Here is a 16,244-nt window from a genome sequence, read left to right as displayed (position 1 = left end):
GGTCTTCGTGTATTTCACTGTCTGCTTGCTGCTGGTGTTTGGACACATCTTCAGCAAGCAGACGTTCTAACTAACCGGCTTTGTGAAGTACTGAGTATGAGCCCGTCGTCTTTCGCTCCCCAGAGCCAGTAGTAAGGTGCACCTCGCCTTCCTCAACAATTACCTCATCCCCATCAGCGGCGGTCACGTACTCTCCATCATCAAGTGCTAATGGCTCGTCAGCGATGTTGAGTTTATACTCGAGCAGTCCTTCGTAGATGCTCCCGAGGTGACGGACGTCAAGCGAGGAGTAGTCAACGAAGATCTTCCCACCATTGCCATTGGCACTTCGAGTCAACAGTTCGATGACCTTCGCAAGATACGAGTCACCAACCTCGTGTGTGGCGAGGAACCGAGCTTCGGTGCTGTCGTCCTCGTCGGGATTAGTACGGAATAGGCCGCCGTTGTAGGCAGGAATGTTAAGATCTTCTTCGGGAATACCGCGTGATTTGCTTCCCTGGTCGATGAGCTTGAACAATTCTTCGAGGCGCGACCAGAGGTTATCCTGCCAGCCCCGGTATTTGGGGTCTGCACTGTCGAGTTCCTCTGCAATTTCCTGTTTGAGCGAGTTCAGACTGTACGACTCCTCGTAGATGTCGTTGTTCGTGTTGAGTAGGTCTCGGCCCTCGCTCTCGGCGTAGAGGACGAAGATGAGTCGGTACAGGTAGATGAGCGAGCTATCGTGTATTCGTTCGAGATCGTCTTCTCCGAGGTCATTGTCGGGATGCTGTATGAATCCTTCAGCAAGGACTTTGATTGCTTCGTAGATGTTGTCCTGAAGATCTTCTCCCAACTCTTGAGCAAAGACGTTACTCTCGCCATATACATCGTCAAGGAAACAATCTCCACCGGTGTCTTCGAGGAACGCCCCGTGACGGAAGAAGAGGTAGAAGTACTTGAAGTCCTCAAGATCCCCCTTTTCAAGTACCGTTGGTAGGTCGATTTCGTAGTATGAGTCGAGTCGGTGGCTTGTCGGGCCGTAGTAGAGTCGCCATTTCTTCCCGTCTGTAAGAACGGCCCACCGTGCTGGTGTCTCTTGAAGATAGACGTGAATCTGATAGCTCGGGTTCTCGAAGTCGCGCTCGTGCTCGCCGCTACCCCGGGTGTCGAGAGGGCGACCCCACCGCTTCGCGTCAGCGACAGCAACCGTATTTTTGTAGAAATCGCCACCCTCCTCCCGCCGTTCGAACGCACCTCGGGCTGCATCTTCCGACTCGAAGAAGCCGTAATCCGGACGTCGCTGCGTTCGGCTAGTACTCTCCTCGACCTCGAAGGGAATCCCGAGTTTCCGGAACATCGGACGGATGAACTTCTCTTCGAGTTGCGATTCGTTGCGTTTCGGAGCTGTCGATTTTTCTCGGTTCCAGAGCTCAAGGATTTCTTCACGAGCTTCACGAAGTTCGTCGTCAGTAACTTCATCCCACTCCTCCGTCTCTGGGAGGTGCTCATCAAGGTAGTAGTTCGAGAACAGATCGCGGTTCGTACGGTAGGTGAGTGACGTTTGCATGTATTAGGCGGGGGTCACGATAAGGAATTGTTCAGTGTCCTTGCTGTCGATGAGTGCGTGGGCAACTTCTTTCGCATCAACTACATCAACCTCAATGTCGTCACCGATGGCCAAATCAAGCTTATCCAATTCGGCACCGGAGACGTTGATTCGTCCCGACCGGCCTGTGTTTCGACCGATTTGTTTGCTGGCCATCGTCAGTTCTATGAGAAATATCACTAACCCCATATAGTCTTTACTTAGACTATGTAGTGTACCTCACGGTAACGAAAATATGGAACCTCCTCTTAGAACCGGCTCAGGGCGTACAAAACACGGGTAACACCTGTGTGCTTCTACCCTTTGCAAGACAAGGGGAACAGCTTGCTCACTAACAGTCTCGTTCACCTTACCTCTATAAGATGGTGGCTATGCGCACATGTCGTGAAGCAGCATTTTCCAGATCCTTGGCCGCGCCTGAAGACTATCATACGGTAAATAGAGAGCGAGATTATTCGAAATCGACCGTCGCAACAATTGGTAGTGCTGTCGTCAAAGCCTGTTGCCAGACCCATGACGGTACATCAGATTCAGAAGCAAGTGCATTGATGAACGATTGAGCAACGACGTTTCTTTGTCGAGGAAGTAGCGTCGGGACAAGAACTTCGTCCCAAACTCGCTGAAATCTATCTTCTGTCGCCACAAACTCATTGTACACATCAATTGGAACAGGCTCTCGATGTCTCCCTTCAGCACCTTCTCTAGTTTCGAACAAGCGAAGCTCGACGATATCACAATAACTTGTTTTGAGTGCATCCAACTGCTCTGACCGAAGGCGCTGAACGGGTTTACGGCCATCTCGAAAGTCATCACGCCGTTGTTGTTCTATTGCGTCATGCAGGATTTGACGAGTGGGTGTGAGAGGAGCGAACGTGACTTCTGTGCCGAAGTCAATAATGACGGCCTCGGCTTCAAACGTCGATGCATATCGTTCACAGATCAGGTAGTAGTACTCACAGCCATTGTAGGACGTCCGTCGCAGCGAGTACCATCTCGGGTTTGAATGTGATGTAGTGGTACTTCCGTACTCTATAGATGGCCCGCGTCCTCGAAGATCCTGGCGGAGAATCTGTTCTGCCAACTGCTTCTGCTGTTGGTCGAATTCTTTCTCTTTGTTCGCCTGAGAAGAAGGCGATGGGCTAGCCGAGTCTTCTCGTTGCTGTTTTTCGTTCGCTTCAGCAATATCTGGATGCTTGGGGCTTCTGTTCTTCTGGAATTTTAGCGGATCTCGATCTGCGTCGGTCTGGTTATTCAGCAGATTGTTGAACGTGATGGGGTCATCGCTGCTGTATTTCCCCGGTGTTTCGTCTGCATCACTCGTCGTTGGATTCTCGACCATCAGTTATCGTCTCCAACCCATGTGATGCCGCTCGGATCGACTGGCTCGAAAATATAGGGGGCGTTCTCTTTCAAGAGTGCCCTGAGATTGTCGATTGAGAAGACCTCCGTGACGATCTCTGATTCCAAACGCGGTATACTCCCATCCGGATGGTTCCAGACACGGCGGAGCCGATCCATGGCATCGGGTTTGCCAGTTCTCCGCTTCGCCCATCCCGGAATTCCGTCTGGTCGTGTGATAAGGTGCTGGTCAAGCGTGTTCAGGAGGTCGTTGAGTTGGGGTTTTGCGTAGACAATCCAGTCTGTGTCCCCGGGAACCAGTGCCATCGCTTCTGCGTCTCGGACGACACCCGCTGACTCGACCGGATGCCGTTCGGCTTCGGCGGTAGCTATGATATTTCCGTTGGCGTCATAGGCAACGATATCCAGACGTCGATTGGCCACACTGCTATCGACGTCAGTCAAGTCACCAAGCCGAACATAGGTTCGGACATCCTCGTACCCTTTGACGTGACGGTAGAAAAGCTCTCCAGCGCGTACGAAATATCGATGGACGATCGACTCGTTTGGGTCGCCGTGTTGGTCACGGGAGTCACTCGTTTGCGCATGTGGCCCTGCGTTCCTTTTGACTCGCTCGTAGCCACGGATATACGTGAGATCCAGGAACTTTTTGGATGTACTACCAAGATCCCAGAGCGTTCGTCTGGCGATCTGCTGTTTCCTTTTTCGAGTCCATCGATCCATAATCGTAGGTGGCTTGATAACCTCAAGCGCCTCCATTTGTTCAAGTAGTCGCCGTGAAACGAACTGATTTAGGTGATGATGTCCGGCGATGAGGTCAAAGGTTACATCCCCAATGGTGGTTTTGTCGTGTGCCATCTGCTCCGCAATTGACTCGGCAAAAAGGACAGCACAAGCCGTCTGTGCGTCGTCCATATTGTGTTCGTCACAGTATTGGACAAATCCAGCTAGATCATCCCAAACGGCCTCGCAACGCTCCTCATCTTTTGTCTCATGATGGAGATGATTTGCATCTTCGGGCTTACTCGATCCTTGATTTGAATAGCGGTTTGACATTATTGATTGATTTTCCCTAATACATGGTTGAGTAAAACCCTTCCCTACCAACAATGGTTGGTCAGAAGGTGTTCGAGTCCTTCTCAACCAAGGGCTGAAATTTCAATCCTTATTTGCCGTTTCACTCGTGTCTCAGTCCCATCAGAATGCTATTCCAGAACATTTCAGTCCTACAAAAATACCCCTACTATGCAGAGAATCAAAGAACAAAACAGGTTTCTGAACCAAGGTCAGGGTCGTCCAGCGACCGGAGAAATGCGACTGAGTTCGCCCTCCTTGAGACGTTGACTCAACTCTGGCCATGACCAAGGTGAAGTTTGAGGCAAGGTCTGTTGACCATCGCTTCCATGCCAGCTCACGTAAAGTGCCTCTCGATTCAAGAACCGATAAATAGTGAATCGCTGATCGTCGATTTTGAAGACTCCATGGTTGAAACACTGGGCTGACCGAGCGTAAGTGGGGATGTAGAGTTCATTACAACTCATCTTGGGGGATTGCATATCAAACTCGTCCCACGTGATTGGTGAACCCAATCTGAGTTCGCCTTCGGGAAGAGATGCAACACCTAGGGATGGTGGTGCTGACATGTATTTCGTTAATGCGGCCTCGGCTTCCCTGCGTTTGTTAGCTGCATCTACCTGATAAACCCAGTAAACTGCGAAGCCGAACCGGAGATGTCGTCTCGTAGCATCAACGACGTCTTTATCGGAACGATTAGTCTGGACTTCAATCACAAATCGTTTTGGGACATCAGAAGGTGATTTGGAGAGTTTACACCTGATATCTCCAATCAAGTCTTCAGTCTTCCTCTCGTCATCGATCTCCCCTACATACGCTGAGTTGGAACGTAAGCGGTCAATCAGTGCAGCTTTGATTGCCCAATGTTGGTGCGACTCATTTTTCCGTTCAGTTCTCTGATCCAGACGTATCGATGGGTCAATCTCTACCCAATCTTGCATCGAATCCCCTCTGAGAGTCGATTCCTCATAGTTAGACCTCTTTCAAACATACATTTGACATATTTGGGGTTCCCCAAAAGGTGTTTAGTCAAATCAAATACAAGGTGTGTGAGTTCGATTCAGACAATACGCAGTTGGTCGAACGATATGATGCAAAAGTCGATAGAACATGTGATGATCGAGACTGTAGCGTATTATGACCCGATCGATTATCACCGTCTGCAACGATTAGTCGGCGAGCGCCTGAATGGCGAATACAGCACTGCTCGTCACCGAACTGCTCTCGATAATCTCGCAAATTTAGATATGGTTGAGCGCGGGGGCGTCGGTCACGAATACGTCCACCTAACCAACAAAGGGTGGAGTCATTTGGGTGGCGAAACGCCCCGGCACGACGAAGAGGTTGAGTCGATCGATGCTCCGGTTTGTGATGTCTGCGCGGAAGACGAATTGGTCGAATCGGGTTGGTAAGACACCTGGTCTTCGCTTTTATACCTAGTCCTCTCGCAGACTCGATTGAGGGAAAATTGATGAGTCTGCTTGACAGAATCAGAGACACCGTATCACAAGAGACCGACAACCCAGCTACTACATCGATCAATCCAGAGGATGGCTATCGAGTCCTATCTAACGAGCGTAGACGGCGTGTCGTCGGGTTTCTCGCCGAGTCTGAAGTTGGGGACGACGTGCCGGTCGGTACGCTAGCAGACCGGTTGTCGGACGGCACTAACAGGACTGCGTGTTACGTTGCTCTCACTCAGAGTCATATCTGTGTTCTGAGTACTGACGATGGTATTGGAGCAGTAGACTACGACCGCCAATCGAAAGTCGTGACTGTGCGCCCGGAACTGATGGTGTTGCATCAAGCAGCCGTGGCGTTCGAGGACGAACTCGTCTAACGCTCGCAGTCGCCGATTGCTGGTGGCGATCGCGCCAGCGGAACCACATGACTCCCCCAAATTGGAACTCGACGAGAGACTCTATGTTGTCGCCCGTTTCTCGGCCAGCATCGTCCTCGCGCACACCAACAATCGACCCCTATCGACTATGCCACTGGTCGTGATCCGGGTCGATTTCGTCGGGTAGCGTGAACGGCGAGCACTCCAGCGTGTTGTGAATAAATACGATAATCAGCGTCTCGAGCCTACCAAGTCCTGGCGTGTCGGCTGGGTCAAGAGCGACCTATGGTACGCGCACCAGCCCTGATTTTTATCGCAGTCGCAGCGAATTGATAGGCATGGACGATCCTCCCGACAGAGACGACTGGGATGTGGATGCAGAAGCGCGGAAAATCGTCGAAGAGTCGCTTGATCTGGGCGACCGGGGGCCAGTCGAGTCAGTGGACGGGGAATGCAGTCGGTGTGATCGTGACGCGACATGGCAAGACCCAGTCAGTGAGGAACTATTCTGCGAGAAGCACGCAACGGAGTTTTTCGAAGAACGTCACGGCTGATTCTCTGCGGAGTGCTCCAATGTATTCTACCAGTCTGGTAGTAAGTCTTATCTTTTATAAGACCGGAACATGGGAGTATAGAATGACTAGAATTGCAACATATCACCGCGTCAGCACAGACGACCAATCACTGGAACGGCAACGCGACGCCACTAGCACTTACGTCCAAGATCGTCTTGATGCTCCTCTCGATTCTATCGAGTTCTACGAGGACAAATCAACTGGAAGGAACACCGACCGGCAAGGCTACATCGACCTCATGGCCGATGTCGAGAACGGAAGTGTTGACGTCGTTGTCGTGAAATCAGTTTCCCGCATCGCTCGCTCCATCCGCGATCTCGACCGCACAGTCGAACGTGTTGTCGATGAATCCAACGTAGAACTGCACATTATCAACGAAGGCTTCGAGATACTACCAGACGACTCTGATCCCTTCCAGTCTGCGATGCTTCGGTTGCTCGGTGTGTTTGCCCAACTCGAAGCGGAAATGGCACAGCAGAGGGCCAAGGAGGGAATTGCAGTGAGACAGAAAGAAGAAAAGTATAGCCACGGCCCAGCCCCGTTGGGGTATGAGAAAGATGAGGGGCATCTAGTCGAGGGCCCCCACTACGACGAAGTCGTGGCTGTGTTGAATGACGTGGTCAGTGAGAACCTGTCGAAACGGAAAGCAGCTGACCAGCTTGATACCACCCGCACCACCATCCGTGCGTCCATCAACGACCGTCCCGAACTCTACGGTCTGGCCTAACTCGCACTTGCTGGTGTGATGAGCATTAAAAAGTACAGTAGGGCTTACACATTCGGTGTAGAGAGTTCAAGCAGCTGTACTGTTGTATCGTCGCTTCCCAGATTATCGTTCACGCTTTTTATCATCGCTTCCATTTTTGGTTGGATAAGCTCCAAATCGTCAGTATCGTCATTTTTGTGGTATCCAGTCCTGAGTATACCTCGATTGAACGGGAAGTGTCCGTCTTCTTCTTCCTCGAGTTCAGCCTCATCGCTGAATCCGAGATAAGTGATGTCCATAAGGTGTGCGTCGGGTTCGTCGAGGAGATCTACGTGCACGTCCAGGCGCTCGAACTCTTCAGCTTCGATAGTGATGGTGGTTGTATCGAGATGAATGAGTGCTTCGAGGACATCTTTGTCGCGCAAACCATCGATAGCATTACGAGCGAAGTAGATTGGATGTTCGCAGCCTTTCCACCACATCTTACCGGACTTGGCTTTTCGGGTGGTTTTACAGGCTCGTTCTCGTGTGATCCGGTGTCCGCATTCGTGACACACCATAATGTAGTTCGGAGGCGTATCGTCTTCCTCGTCAGTCTCGTTGTTTGTTTGTGAGGGGAGAATACCGAGCGTTTTCAGCCTCTCTTCTTGCGAGTTATCCATGTTGGAAGAGTGGCAACATGTGGGGATAAAACGTTGGGAATGCTGAAATGGTGGTTATTGATTCAGGGGCTGTTAATTCTGGAGTCAGTTTGGGGATCTACAGTACAGGAGGAGATAGGGATTAGATCACTTGGGTACAGGCCGAGAATCTGCCTCTGCTTGGGAATCTGATAACAGACTCCCAAACTGACTTTACTTCTCGTCGGAGGCAAACGGGTCACCACCAATCTTCGAATCAGAAACGACCACATCATCCATTTCATGTGTATCCAATACGTCTTCGACGAGTCCCCTCATCCAATCACCAGCCACCAGAGGTCAGATTACAAAAATGATATAACAGTCCAATATGAATTTCAATATAGATGGTAAATAGGAGACAAACTGATCAACGAGAGCAGGCAAACCGAATTGCCTCTCTGGCTGAAAATGATCCACAGGCAGCAATAGGACACTTATCCGACTTGCCGCCACTACTAGTGTCAAATGATATAGTGACACGGAAATCGGCGTCAGCAGCGCTCCTCCATCTAAGCGTTGCAGCGCCGCTAGAACTCCGGTCAACGAGCGAGGCGATTCTCGCCCGTCTCGACGATTCGGAGCCACTCATCCGAGCGAACATTCTCTATATTGTCTCGAACCTGGCGACGTGGTACCCACAGGACTTCGGAGACGGGACAGACTTGATGGTCGCGTCACTTCGATCGGAGTCAAAAAAGGAGCGTATCGCGGCAGCAACCGCGCTCACAAAAATCGGATACTACCGTCCAGACCTCGTCACGCCGCGGACGGAAGTCCTCACGGCTCTTCGTGAGGCTCGCGAACGCGACAATCTTGATACGGACGAAGATTACTACTTGGAATCGGACATTCTCAACGGTGCTCTCCAAGCGCTCGAAGGCGGTGATATGGCGAGCCGGCCACTGGAGGACGACCTCGTTCCAAGCGGGAAACGCGCTTCATTGAGCAAACCCGCTCGCGTCGGAATTACTGCCTTGCTGTGGGTGCCGTTAGCGGTAGCATCACTGTTCTTCTTGGTGGTTCGCCCATTTACCCGGCCCGGCCCGGGGAGAATCAACCGTCGGACATCGATCGCTGATTTCATCGCGATCACCCTCCGGACTACAATCAGATATTTGAAGCACTTATCCCTGCTGTATCCGACCTCCCGGGGACGACTCTACATCCGGCGGTCACCAATAGCTACACCGACGCGCCTAGTTCCGTGGTTCGCTGGTACGACGCCGAAGAAAGCAAAGTTGAATCGAGAGACCCCGCCGTATCCGGATGATTGGGCGACGCTCGCGACACTTGTCCGTCAACGCGACGGTCACCAGTGTCGAAACTGTGACGCACTCGGTGGCCCCCGACAGGGCAACGCGGAACTTCATGTAGATCATCAGAACCCTCGAAGTCGAGGAGGAGAAGACCACCCGCAGAATCTCCGCACACTGTGCCGCAATTGCCACGAAGCGCGCCATGGGAGAAAGTTCGATTAACCGATGACTGACACTTACTACGACCGACTTAGAATCTCGCCAGACGCAGACCAGTCCGACATACAGCAAGCCTGGCAAGAGATTGTCAAAGAAAAGCATCCTGACCACAACGACGATCCGAATGCGCAACAGCAATTTATCCAGATCAAGGAAGCCTATGATGTCCTCTCTGATCCTGAGAAACGAGAACGCTACGATCGATTGGGTCATGGACAGTACATTGATGACCGGCAGCACGGATCGAGCGATGAGACACAAGACGCCTACCAGCGCGACCGAACAAAGCAGAAACAACGGAGACAAACCGCTGGCTCCAACCCCGGGACAGACTCTGGTGTAAATTGGCAAGCGAACACACGCGGTCACGATGCTGCTGAACACGTCTGGAAACCTGGGGCAGGGCCAACCGCCAATACTGCCCCTCCAACCAATACTGCGGATGCGGAGTTTATTGAGCGTGTAGTGGCCTACGGTGCGTGTGTTTCTATTCCAGCTTTTTTCTCCATGTTCATGATAGGTGCTTGGCTAGAGGGAGGTATGAGCTTCAATAATATTGTGATCACCGCTGCGACTGCCGCTGTGTGCTGGGCCACTATTGTTGGGTCGGAATGGCTTCTCGACACTAATCGACGTATTTGGACACCCTTCTAGTATCTTCAATCTTTTTGCGGCGACTGTTGTCGTATCCAGTTGTGATTACATTTCTTAGTGTTTCAATATTCACTCTAAGCTATCATGCCGATGGAGACGGTCAGAAGGACTGGAACGTGTACAGCACCTTCTGCCACTTGCTAACTGATAATTCGACTTAGGGTCATTTTGCAGGGTCGCTGAACTCATCCACCTCAGCGTTCACCCTGCTCCTTGGTATGCGAACTGTTCTATGACACCCTCATGACGGAAGTTGTCCCTCTTGGAGAGTGAAAATAAAAGTACCCCCATCGCCGCTAACCAGAACGCTCTGATCCACAACAACAGGCCTCATGGAGACTCCAAATTCAAGTTCTTCAGACCACAGTTTCTCTCCATCTGGGGTATAGCTCGATATTTCGGTGAGATAGTCCGTTTCACGTGATGCAAAAATCAATTGTCGGGAATCACCCTCACCAACCATTACTGGCATCCCCCATTCTTCAACTTCCCAAATGACACTCCCGTCCTTACGAGAGAGCGCTAGCAGACCACGATTTGGAACGTATGTATAGATGTGTACTGAGTCAACTACAGCCACTGATGCTCCGTCCTCTGAGATATCCGGCTTGACCCACTTTCGGCCTTCCGTAGGCGAATATACACCAACACCATAATTCACGATTTGACTATTGACTTTTCCTGGATATGATTCGATACCCATCGGCTGGATTATTTCTCCTTCTTTTATAATGGAACCGGAAGTGCCGCTGTGCTCTTCTGGCATATGAATGAGATTTTTCCGATCGCCGGTTGGCGCGTCTATCATATTGATTCCCTCTCTCCCAGGAATGTAGACTGTATTGTCAGAAACTGCGGGGGTGAATCGGTACGTTTCTGGATCATCCCATCTATCGCCGCGATCTTCGAGTGACCACACCTCTTTGCCCCGATCAACACTCAACCCGATGAGCTGGTCTGCCCTCGCAACGACGACGTCATCTACGACAGAAACAGGGACGTCTACGCTAGAGCCGTAGTTTGCATCCCAAATTGGTTGTCCATCTGATCGACGAAAGCATCGAATCTTGTTCGAACCAGTTGGGAGATATATGTTTTCTCTGTCCACAGTCGGCGTTGCGCCGAGATAGAAATCCGTACTTTTTGTCCATAATTCCTCTCCTGTGGTTGCATCAAGTGCATAGAGTTTCCCATCAGATCCAGGGAGATACACTGTACCCTCGGAAATTATGGGTTGTTGGTTGGCTTTGACGTCATGGCCCCAGACTGATCGAAGCGATCGCTTAGAATTCAATGGTGACTCATCACTACCGTGATGGTCTCGGATGGATGAGTATCCGTAGGTGCGGTATTCACCGGTGATTTTGATTTCTTCAGCAGTATTCGTTGAATTTGACTCATCCGCTTCTTCTGCGTCTTTTAAGGAATCAGGTGTCTCGTCCGTCTGAGGGGACTCTGATCTGCCAGAGCAACCGGCGAGTCCTCCGATAAGTCCTGTTACACTAGTTCCGAGGAATACCCGACGATAAGAATTACCGTTCATTTTTACTGAATTACTATTGAGCGGATAAATAGCTACTGATAGCACTGTCTAGTTGAGCCAGCTTGAGAAACGAGCAGGTCGTGTCTTTTCCAGCGACTACTTCGAGGCTGTGGTGGGTACCGTCACTCATCCGGTCAATATTGTTGGGGGGTAACATTGAGGATTTCATCAATTCGGAGACCGCAGTCGCCCATCAATTGCAGAACGATTTCTTGTTCCAAGGATTATACTTCTCGTGAAAGTTCTCGATATTCCTCTTGGGACATCCAGACGTTCCATGTTCTGTCTTATCACATTCTGTCTTCATATTACATGCTTGTCTAGACTTTCGTGAAATATAACACTCATCACCAGATAGGTGTTTCATCTCAAACCATCATAAACACCCAGTTCAATCTCTTCACACCGATTCAGTTGTGCGTTTGTACACAAACACGAAACTGAACAAATAGGAATAAGTGCGCTCTCAAACAACGTTTAGTTGGCAAGCATGGCCAGTGACCGTGTTCAACTTCGATCCAAGCTCTGACATTTACGTCGATACGACCAATGACAATGTCACCATCCGCTTCGACGGTGACACGTTCGGGGTCACCCCGACTACAAACGGGTTCTCAGCCACAAACGACTGGAACAGTCGCCACTTCACCCTCGCATTCGACGAAAACTCCATCCTCTACCATGTCACACGCGAAGATGACGATGACCGAACTAGTGGGAAGAAAGCCGTTCCACCTGAAGAATTCGTAGCTGAGATCTACGGATACATTAGATCCGTTGCAACACCAGTCCCAGAAGGACATCTGAGCCTCGATATCGTTGGGCGAGCAGATATGGATGAAATGGAGAACTATCTAAGAGACAAAGACGTGGCCCACGATACGGATGCTGGCCTACGAATTGACGACGAGGAGCGAGAAAACCTTGTGAGTGAGCTGAACGAAAACCCAGCAGCCCTCGGCGATTTCTATCAGAGAGTTCTTGATCCAGTTTCATTTGATGACGCGATAGACCCCGAGAGTGGTGAGAACATCTTCTTTTACCCAACAGCGAATGCGATCATGATGTTGTTCATGTTTCCTGACGAGTATGTGGGAGTCACTACTGCCAACGAAGTACTCACATTTGCCGATCACGCCGGGGGATCACAGGTTATGGATCACGTCCTCCGTTCGATGAGTGGCGAATAAGCCTCTATTTAATCAGAATCCGACATGCAGGATCGTAAGGGATGATTCTCGGGGGAGAATATTCACCATCGAGCCTACAGAGTTCGGTTCTGTAATAGCGTCCCTGCCTTCTACGACATCGGAAGATTACATATCTGAGCCTGCACTGTCATCAATCTCTAATCAGAACGGAATTCATCCTTGGAAACAACAGTGCCTGGGTCATCTCTGAGAGGTGTAGAAACCCCCAGTACATGTTCCATGATGGTCGCCTCGTTTTCAAGCACCAAATCAGGAACTTCTGCGAGACTCTCCTCAAGGTAGTTACCGCCATTCGGTGAGATCAGGTTGTGCAAGGCGTCCAAGGTCAATTCCGCGAATTTGTAACAAGCCCATGCATCGACCTGGTAGACATCCAACTGAATATCGTATCCATAGTCCGCAGTCTCGGTATGCATTCGGGCAAAGCAGAACCCCCACTCAGCTTCTTCGAGCTCCTCTCTGAGCAGATCGAGCGTCTCCTCAAATGCATCTTCATCGCCCTCATCCAGCAACATCGATGAGCCGACTATGTGTTCAATGCCGTCGGGGGTAACCGGGAGAATACGGAATCCATGTTTGAAATCGTTGAGAAGAGCCGTATGATTCTCAGCAAAATCCAGTATGGCATTACAAACCCCTCTGTGAAGATCTGGAGATTCGTCAAATTCGACTGATCCTGTCTCCTCATCGACTGTGAAAGGACAACCAAGTAACGCACCTGCAATCGCATCTAGCTCATGTAGATCGTACTCTTCGTTCGCTTCAAACGTGGCCAACCCTTCTGGATTCTCCGAAAGTGTTCCTACTGTTGCCATTCCTTCTGTCCGCAACTTGTCCAAGACGCCGTCGATATCCCCTCGGAAGGTGTTCTCTTTGACGAAGAACCAGGGCTGCTCAGGGTTTCGAACATAGGCTGCGAATATGTGTGCATAGATATCTGTAAGCTGAACGAGCGAGTACAGCGCCTCCAGCCGGTCTTGTTCGTTGTAGGGATTGATTTTCTCAAGTCGATTGTCCCAGTATGCGAACGGGTATCGGAATTGCCAAAGGAATTTGAATGGTGAACCTTGTTCTGAAGACATACTCTGCTGGTTATCAATAAGTTCACTTAATACTGGAGTATGGCTGACGCTAGCCGAACCGGCTAGCGCAAAAGCGTTTCTGGGGTGTGATCTTCATTGTCGAAATGAAACCGGGCCCCCTCATTGTGAGTGGTCAATGCTCCACCATCACAGGTTTGACAACACAGAGACGATTCTCTCATATTGTGTTGGTGATGAATTCGATGATGGAATTGAGGGCTCGGAGGTCTTCTCGGTTATACTGTTTTAGTTTGTCCCACTCAGGTTCCGAGCCGTCATTTTTGTATTGCGTATAGAGTAAACCAACGAGGAAGCCGTCAAGATCGCTGGTTGGCGTCCAGTCGCTGACGTTCGTCGCGACGCTTCCAAGGCGGTAGTCTGGAAAGTCCCCGAAGAGTTCCTGTTGGATGTAAATCCCGAGATCCCAGTATGTGACTTGAGACCTGAGTGATTCGAAGCCGTGGGTACTGAGTGATTGCTCAAGTCGAGTTTCGTCGAAGTTGTTCCCGCCGTAGTAGATGAGCGTCGGGTCGTCGTAATTAGCGACGAACGCGCGCAGGTCTGCGAGCAGTTCTTCCTCGTCGTCAGGTTTGAAAAACTGTGTGATGGTGTCAGTAGTGGTGTCGTAGAAGCCGGCTAGGAATATTTGCCGTTGGTCGAGGTCGGTTTCCAGGTCAAACAGCAGTACCGGATCGTCGAAAACCGGTGAGAGGTTCTCGGGGGTGTAGATGATGGGTTTGTCGGTTCGGATAGCGTCAGCTTGGGCAAGCCAACGGTCAGCGTGCCAAGCACTCGATCCAGGGAGGTCAATCAGCGTCCGTCTGCTCGCTGGTGTGATGTCGTCGAGGGTGTCGATGGCCTGCTCCTCCATATGTTTGAGGCGGCTGGGGCCGACTTGAATGAGCCGTAGCAGTTCCGATTTGGGGATGTCTGGAAGTGTCCCAGTGGTTATGTCTGGGTCGGATGTTGAGAGGTCGATGGTAGCGTAGCGTGCATCGGCGCCAAGATCATCGTGGCAGGCGATATTTAGGACAGGAACGCCGCTGTGGACGGCTGTCCGCCCGCCCATGAGATGGCAGTGGCCACATACTATTACGGTCGGTGAATAAGTGGTGATGGTGTCTGCGACGGCGTGTGAACCGATTGGACGCTGGCCAAAGCGCTTGGCGTAATCGAGCGTGCCGAACGGTGGTGTGTGAGTAATCAGACACACTTGCGTCGCATCCGCGACGGCCTCGAACTGCTGAGCGAGGTATGTCTCGATCTCGTCTTCCGAATAGAGAATATGTCCGGGAGTATTCTCTAAGCTGCCTTCTTGGCCGATGAACGCCGTGTCGTCAATGACGTACGGTTCGTCGTGAACGTCGTGGACGTTGGATGCCTCGAATAAAGGCGCAGCTGTACTCGGGAAGTCATCGTTACCGCGGACAGCGAAGACGTTCCCAGTGGTAGTGGCTGCTCCCAGTTCAGCGAGATGATTTGTATCTCCATCGTGGAATCGGTCTAGGTCATCGCCGGCATACACTATTGCGTCGATATCATCACGACTATCGAGTACCTCGTACAGGAGGTTGATATCCTGAACACGCCAATCCGACACCGCAAGCACCTTCATCCTGTTCTCTGCTGTGAGTTCCTGGACTACAAGCATTCGCATCAATACTATCGCTCTCGCCCCGCCCAAGCCGGCTAGCCTGAGGTGATCAACGGGCGGTGCCACAGGCACACCTCGCTTCATTACTGGCTGGGTCACAGTGAGAGGTCACAGACACAGACCACATTCTCGAGTCACAGTCACGCGGCACTGGACAGTGATGCGCGCGCTATCACCGCCGACTACCGTCGCTCACTGGCTAGAACCACCGGCAAAAAACCTCGACAAAGAAGGGATTCGTAGATTTGTTTGGGAGGTTCCGACTCTGCGAGTGGAGATCATCCTAACTTACCGGCACCCCATTTGTGTTGATTGAGCTATCGGAACAAATACGGGTGTTCCCTCAGGGCTTTCTGATATGGCTGAATTGTTCGTATTTACTATTCTGGCCGCGGTTGTCACGTTCTATTCTGTCCTACCCGACCACCGCCAGCTACGAACCCAATTTGCTATCCCCCGTTTTATGAAATGGATATTTGGAGCGGGTAGTATTGGGATTATTTTACTCTATATCGTTGATCTCTATCTAGAAACAGCATCTCCCGCCTTTTCTTGGTATTGTGGGAGGTTCTGCCTCCCGACCAGATTCTGGATTGGTGGTGCTCAAGTGGCGATCGTAACGCTGCTCTCTGGATATACTGCCACCATATTTCTACGAGATACTGTTCCAATCCATAATGACCGTGCGCTTGAGACTCGAATACGCAATCTCAGTACTTCACAAAGCCGGTTAGTTAGAACGTCTGCTTGCTGAAGATGTGTCCAAACACCAGCAGCAAGCAGACAGTGAAATACACGAAGAC

The 16,244-nt window shown here is 50.9% G+C and carries 14 protein-coding genes and 1 pseudogene; 7 read left to right on the top strand and 8 right to left on the bottom strand.

Annotated features, from left to right (window positions below; translation table 11 throughout):
- Positions 1-94 precede the first annotated feature (94 nt).
- The 4 genes and pseudogenes from BW940_RS19820 to BW940_RS19805 all read right to left on the bottom strand — a co-directional run.
- A pseudogene (locus BW940_RS19820) lies at positions 95-1,546 on the bottom strand (class I SAM-dependent DNA methyltransferase); the annotation flags it as partial.
- Positions 1,547-1,549: 3 nt separating this feature from the next.
- Positions 1,550-1,741, bottom strand: coding sequence for a hypothetical protein (locus BW940_RS19815; protein WP_076610897.1), 192 nt, complete (start codon positions 1,739-1,741; stop codon positions 1,550-1,552).
- 295 nt (positions 1,742-2,036) lie between these two features.
- A complete protein-coding gene (locus tag BW940_RS21320; protein WP_143823967.1) occupies positions 2,037-2,924 on the bottom strand; it encodes a hypothetical protein in 888 nt (295 codons plus the stop codon).
- Entirely contained in the window at positions 2,924-3,859 is a 936-nt protein-coding gene (locus BW940_RS19805) for a hypothetical protein (protein ID WP_076610893.1), read from the bottom strand. Before BW940_RS19805 ends, BW940_RS21320 begins: the two co-directional genes overlap by 1 nt.
- Before the next feature lie 1,274 nt (positions 3,860-5,133).
- Between BW940_RS19805 and BW940_RS19800 the strand changes: the two genes are divergently transcribed.
- The 4 genes from BW940_RS19800 (at position 5,134) to BW940_RS19785 (ending at position 7,160) form a co-directional block, all read left to right on the top strand.
- Positions 5,134-5,430: a hypothetical protein gene (locus tag BW940_RS19800; RefSeq protein WP_159440200.1), complete on the top strand. Its 297-nt coding sequence runs from the start codon at positions 5,134-5,136 to the stop codon at positions 5,428-5,430.
- A gap of 59 nt (positions 5,431-5,489) precedes the next feature.
- Entirely contained in the window at positions 5,490-5,858 is a 369-nt protein-coding gene (locus BW940_RS22725) for a DUF7344 domain-containing protein (RefSeq protein ID WP_076610891.1), read from the top strand.
- 338 nt (positions 5,859-6,196) lie between these two features.
- Entirely contained in the window at positions 6,197-6,412 is a 216-nt protein-coding gene (locus BW940_RS19790) for a hypothetical protein (protein WP_076610890.1), read from the top strand.
- 82 nt (positions 6,413-6,494) lie between these two features.
- The gene (locus BW940_RS19785; protein ID WP_076610896.1) at positions 6,495-7,160 is read left to right on the top strand and encodes a recombinase family protein; all 666 of its coding nucleotides are present in this window, start codon (positions 6,495-6,497) and stop codon (positions 7,158-7,160) included.
- A 44-nt stretch (positions 7,161-7,204) separates the two neighbouring features.
- Here the strand turns inward: BW940_RS19785 and BW940_RS19780 are convergent, their stop codons facing one another.
- Positions 7,205-7,801: a hypothetical protein gene (locus BW940_RS19780; protein WP_076610889.1), complete on the bottom strand. Its 597-nt coding sequence runs from the start codon at positions 7,799-7,801 to the stop codon at positions 7,205-7,207.
- Between the two features lie 365 nt (positions 7,802-8,166).
- Here BW940_RS19780 and BW940_RS22585 point away from each other — a divergent pair, with 365 nt between their 5' ends.
- Together BW940_RS22585 and BW940_RS19770 are read left to right on the top strand one after the other, a co-directional pair.
- Complete coding sequence (locus tag BW940_RS22585) at positions 8,167-9,300, top strand: HNH endonuclease signature motif containing protein (RefSeq protein ID WP_084776838.1); 1,134 nt, start codon at positions 8,167-8,169, stop codon at positions 9,298-9,300.
- Between the two features lie 3 nt (positions 9,301-9,303).
- Positions 9,304-9,951, top strand: coding sequence for a J domain-containing protein (locus BW940_RS19770; RefSeq protein WP_076610887.1), 648 nt, complete (start codon positions 9,304-9,306; stop codon positions 9,949-9,951).
- 241 nt (positions 9,952-10,192) lie between these two features.
- On the opposite strand, the gene BW940_RS19765 is transcribed toward BW940_RS19770, so the two are convergent.
- Positions 10,193-11,494 (bottom strand): outer membrane protein assembly factor BamB family protein, encoded by a 1,302-nt coding sequence (locus BW940_RS19765; RefSeq protein ID WP_084776837.1) that lies wholly within the window; start codon positions 11,492-11,494, stop codon positions 10,193-10,195.
- A gap of 503 nt (positions 11,495-11,997) precedes the next feature.
- Here BW940_RS19765 and BW940_RS19760 point away from each other — a divergent pair.
- Positions 11,998-12,684 carry a hypothetical protein gene (locus tag BW940_RS19760; RefSeq protein ID WP_143823966.1) on the top strand — a complete coding sequence of 229 codons (687 nt, stop codon included), beginning with the start codon at positions 11,998-12,000 and terminating at the stop codon, positions 12,682-12,684.
- Between the two features lie 158 nt (positions 12,685-12,842).
- Here the strand turns inward: BW940_RS19760 and BW940_RS19755 are convergent, their stop codons facing one another.
- Complete coding sequence (locus BW940_RS19755) at positions 12,843-13,787, bottom strand: hypothetical protein (protein WP_076610884.1); 945 nt, start codon at positions 13,785-13,787, stop codon at positions 12,843-12,845.
- 178 nt (positions 13,788-13,965) lie between these two features.
- Positions 13,966-15,507, bottom strand: a complete 1,542-nt coding sequence (locus BW940_RS20950) for a ribonuclease H-like domain-containing protein (RefSeq protein WP_159440199.1) — start codon at positions 15,505-15,507, stop codon at positions 13,966-13,968.
- Positions 15,508-16,244: the final 737 nt, after the last annotated feature.

Origin of the sequence: Natronorubrum thiooxidans, assembly GCF_900156475.1 — an archaeon.
GTDB classification, from domain to species: domain Archaea; phylum Halobacteriota; class Halobacteria; order Halobacteriales; family Natrialbaceae; genus Natronorubrum; species Natronorubrum thiooxidans.
Note: the sequence above shows the minus strand (reverse complement) of the source record. Positions and strands in the feature narration are given on the sequence as shown.